The 4,185-nt window shown below is 57.6% G+C and carries 3 protein-coding genes; 2 read left to right on the top strand and 1 reads right to left on the bottom strand.

Annotated elements, in window-relative coordinates:
- Window positions 1–463: 463 nt before the first annotated feature.
- Window positions 464–1,363, bottom strand: a complete 900-nt coding sequence (locus AC1RS8_RS28000) for a LysR family transcriptional regulator (RefSeq protein ID WP_150753713.1) — start codon at window positions 1,361–1,363, stop codon at window positions 464–466.
- Between the two features lie 157 nt (window positions 1,364–1,520).
- Here AC1RS8_RS28000 and AC1RS8_RS27995 point away from each other — a divergent pair, with 157 nt between their 5' ends.
- Both AC1RS8_RS27995 and AC1RS8_RS27990 read left to right on the top strand, forming a co-directional pair.
- Window positions 1,521–2,702, top strand: a complete 1,182-nt coding sequence (locus AC1RS8_RS27995; protein WP_008053124.1) for an acyl-CoA dehydrogenase — start codon at window positions 1,521–1,523, stop codon at window positions 2,700–2,702.
- An 11-nt stretch (window positions 2,703–2,713) separates the two neighbouring features.
- Window positions 2,714–3,934, top strand: coding sequence for a CaiB/BaiF CoA transferase family protein (locus AC1RS8_RS27990; protein WP_057712566.1), 1,221 nt, complete (start codon window positions 2,714–2,716; stop codon window positions 3,932–3,934).
- Window positions 3,935–4,185: the final 251 nt, after the last annotated feature.

Genomic DNA, 4,185 nt, shown 5'->3' with positions numbered 1-4,185 from the left:
GGGTTTCGAGAGGAACACCAATGTGCACGTCAAATCTCCTGCGTGATCTTATTGAGTAAACCCATGCACTACGGATGGTGCGGCTGGGGCGGCCGATCAGCACGATCCCGCCAAATCAGGGCGGGGCGCGGCATTTTGCAGGCGAACTTTGTGCCCTTCAAGGGATTATGACGGGTGACGGAAAATTAACTACAAGTCACCCCGTGACCGAATGTCGCAACCAACCGGCTCAATCCCTTGCAGACCGTGCTTTTCAAGGATTCTGGCCGAAATTGAAGAATTTACACATCGGCCGTATGAATGATGCGGCATTGCCTCGAAATAGTGGCGCAAAGCCGCGTTATCAGGCGCTTGTGGGACGTTTGTACGACTTGTCGATACAGTTTGCTGCTATGCGACAAATACGTACATCTGTAGGGCTTTTGTTTTGCTGACTACGGGGTCAAGTAACCTTGTAGAGCCTTTATCCCTCTAGGCTGTAGCTATGCGCCTGATTTACCAGCCAGTCACGAAATGCCCTTAAAGACGCGGATTCGACCTTTCGCTCAGGAATCATCAGGTAGTAAGCCTTGATACTGGACAGTGCTTGGGGGTTGGCGATCACCAGGCGTTTCTCTTTCAGCTCCCTTTGAATCAGGAACGGCGGAATCAGGGCAATGCCCATGTCGTGCATGGCTGCCTGGGCGAGCATGGAGAATAGCTCGTAGCGGGGGCCCGTCATGTCTCGCGGGACATTGAGGTGTTGGGAGTCGAACCATTGGCGCCAGGCATAGGGGCGAGTGGTTTGTTGCAGAAGAGGCAAGTCGGCGATTTCCCCGGGCGTCAGACTGGTCTTGTTTCCGAGCAGGTTGGGGCTGCAAACGGGCATCGGATTTTCACCCATCAGCCTGTGGGATTCCGTACCCGACCAATCCGCGTCGCCGAAGTAGATGGCGGCATCAAAATCCGTGTCGGCGAACAGGAACGGCCGCGTGCGGTTGGTCAGGTTGACCGTCACTTCCGGGTGTTTCTGCTGGAAATCCTTGAGTCGCGGCAGCAGCCATTGGGTGCCGAAGGTCGGAACTACGGCCAGTTCGATCACGTTGGTGCCCTGCTGGCCCATCACGGACAAGGTGTCGCGCTCAACGGCATCGAGCTGAGTGGCCACCCGACGGCTGTAGGAGAGTCCGGCTTCCGTCAGCTTGACCCCGCGCCGCGAGCGTCGGAACAGTTCCACACTGAGGAACTCTTCAAGGCTGGCAATCTGTCGGCAAATCGCTCCCTGGGTCAGCGAAAGCTCCTGGGCGGCCTTGGTGAAGCTCTCGTGGCGCGCCGCGGCCTCGAAGCTGATCAGGGCGGTGGTGCTGGGTATCTTTCTGCGCATGTACGTCAACCTCACTAATACATCGCATAAAAGCTCTTTTGCGACGTTTCGGAGTGAGAAATTATCACAACAGTATGCAAATTCCTCGTTTGCCGTCGCGCCGATCCGGGCCTAGGATCAGCCTACGTTATTTGACCCGATTCGAGAGGACACACTCATGGGCGGTAAAGCTAGCTTCAACTGGATCGATCCCCTGCTGCTGGATCAACAGCTCACTGAAGAAGAACGAATGATTCGCGACACGGCTGCGCAATTCGCTCAGCAAAGCCTTGCGCCGCGCATCCTCGAAGCTTTCCGTCATGAGAAGACCGATCCGGCGATCTTCCGCGAAATGGGCGAGGTCGGCCTGTTGGGCGCAACCATCCCCGAGCAATACGGTGGCAGCGGCCTGAACTATGTCAGCTATGGCCTGATCGCCCGTGAAGTCGAGCGCATCGACTCCGGCTATCGCTCGATGATGAGCGTGCAGTCCTCGCTGGTGATGGTGCCAATCAATGAATTCGGTACCGAAGCGCAAAAGCAGAAGTACCTGCCGAAACTGGCGTCGGGCGAGTGGATCGGCTGCTTCGGCCTGACCGAGCCTAACCACGGCTCCGACCCGGGCGCGATGATCAGTCGTGCGCGCAAAGTGGAAGGCGGCTACAGCCTTACCGGCAGCAAGATGTGGATCACCAACAGCCCGATCGCCGATGTGTTCGTGGTTTGGGCCAAGGACGATGCCGGTGACATTCGCGGCTTCGTTCTGGAGAAAGGCTGGAAAGGTCTGAGCGCTCCGGCGATTCACGGCAAGGTGGGCCTGCGGGCATCGATCACCGGTGAAATCGTGATGGACAACGTGTTCGTTCCGGAAGAGAACATCTTCCCGGACGTCCGTGGTCTGAAAGGTCCTTTCACTTGCCTCAACTCGGCACGTTACGGCATCTCCTGGGGTGCGCTGGGTGCAGCCGAGTTCTGCTGGCACACCGCTCGCCAGTACACCCTGGATCGTCAACAGTTCGGTCGCCCACTGGCCGCTACCCAGTTGATCCAGAAGAAGCTGGCCGACATGCAGACTGAAATCACCATGGCGCTGCAAGGCTGCCTGCGTCTGGGTCGTATGAAGGACGAAGGTACCGCTGCGGTCGAAATTACCTCGATGATGAAGCGCAACTCTTGCGGCAAGTCCCTGGACATCGCGCGCATGGCTCGCGATATGTTGGGCGGCAACGGCATCTCCGATGAATTCGGTGTGGCGCGTCACCTGGTCAACCTGGAAGTGGTGAACACCTATGAAGGTACTCACGACGTCCATGCACTGATCCTCGGTCGTGCGCAAACCGGCCTCCAGGCGTTCTATTAAGGAGAACGTCCATGGGCGCGCTTTCGCATCTACGGGTACTGGATTTATCGCGGGTGCTGGCCGGGCCTTGGGCCGGGCAGATCCTGGCCGACCTTGGCGCTGAAGTGATCAAGGTCGAGCGTCCGGGTAACGGCGATGACACGCGCGCCTGGGGACCGCCGTTCCTTAAAGACGCTTATGGCGAGAATACCAGCGAGGCTGCTTATTACTTGTCGGCCAATCGCAACAAGCAATCTGTCACCATCGACTTCACTCGCCCTGAAGGGCAGAAGCTGGTGCGTGAACTGGCGGCCAAGTCGGACATCCTGATCGAGAACTTCAAGGTCGGCGGTCTGGCGGCTTATGGCCTGGACTATGAAACGCTGAAGACGATCAATCCGGATCTGATCTATTGCTCGATCACCGGGTTCGGCCAGACCGGTCCTTATGCCAAGCGTGCGGGTTATGACTTCATGATCCAGGGGCTCGGCGGCCTCATGAGTCTGACGGGGCGACCTGAGGGCGAAGAGGGTGCGGGGCCGGTGAAGGTTGGCGTGGCGCTGACGGACATCCTCACCGGGCTGTATTCGACTGTCGCGATCCTGGCTGCGCTTGCGCATCGGGATCACGACGGCGGTGGTCAGCATATCGATATGGCACTGTTGGACGTACAGGTGGCTTGTCTGGCCAATCAGGCAATGAACTACCTGACGACAGGCAACGCGCCTAAGCGCTTGGGTAATGCTCACCCGAACATCGTGCCTTATCAGGATTTTCCTACGGCGGATGGCGATTTCATCCTTACCGTCGGGAACGATGGTCAGTTCCGCAAGTTTGCGGAAGTGGCCGGGCAGCCGCAGTGGGCGGACGATCCGCGTTTTGCCACTAACAAGCTGCGGGTGGCAAACAGGGCAATACTGATTCCGCTGATCCGCCAGGCGACGGTGTTCAAGACTACCGCTGAATGGGTGGCGCAACTGGAGCAGGCTGGCGTGCCATGCGGGCCTATCAATGACGTGGCGCAGATGTTTGCCGATCCTCAGGTCAAGGCGCGTGGGTTGGCTATCGAGCTGCCGCATGCGCTGGCCGGGATGGTGCCTCAGGTGGCGAGTCCGATTCGACTGTCGGAGACGCCGGTGGAGTATCGTTTTGCACCTCCTCTGCTGGGTGAGCACACGCTTGAAGTTTTGCAGCGTGTGTTGGGTCTGGATGCCGGGGCGGTGTCCGCATTCAAGGCTTCTGGCGTTCTCTGATAGGTCTCTTCTATATAGAGGGTGTTTCGGCTCCTCTATATAGGCACCCTTTGGGGCGTTTTGCTGCTTTCTGCAGCTTATTGATAGAAAACCTAAATCAGCGCTTGACGGCAGATTCCAGGTGTCTATAATTCGCCCCACTTCCGGCGCAGTCGAAACGGAAAACTCCTTGGCAAACAAAGAGTTACGCAGTTTTCGGCAGCAGGTTGCTTCAGTTCATCGAAGCACAAAGGGAGTTGAAAAAGAGGTGT

This window comes from Pseudomonas sp. GW821-FHT12A04 (assembly GCF_058807755.1).
Note: the sequence above shows the minus strand (reverse complement) of the source record. Positions and strands in the feature narration are given on the sequence as shown.

What these genes read in the sequence shown, in the direction of transcription:
- AC1RS8_RS27990 (WP_057712566.1), top strand. Translation starts at nt 2,714, where the DNA reads ATGGGCGCGCTTTCGCATCTACGGGTACTGGATTTATCGCGGGTGCTG.
- AC1RS8_RS28000 (WP_150753713.1), bottom strand. Translation starts at nt 1,363, where the DNA reads ATGCGCAGAAAGATACCCAGCACCACCGCCCTGATCAGCTTCGAGGCC.
- AC1RS8_RS27995 (WP_008053124.1), top strand. Translation starts at nt 1,521, where the DNA reads ATGGGCGGTAAAGCTAGCTTCAACTGGATCGATCCCCTGCTGCTGGAT.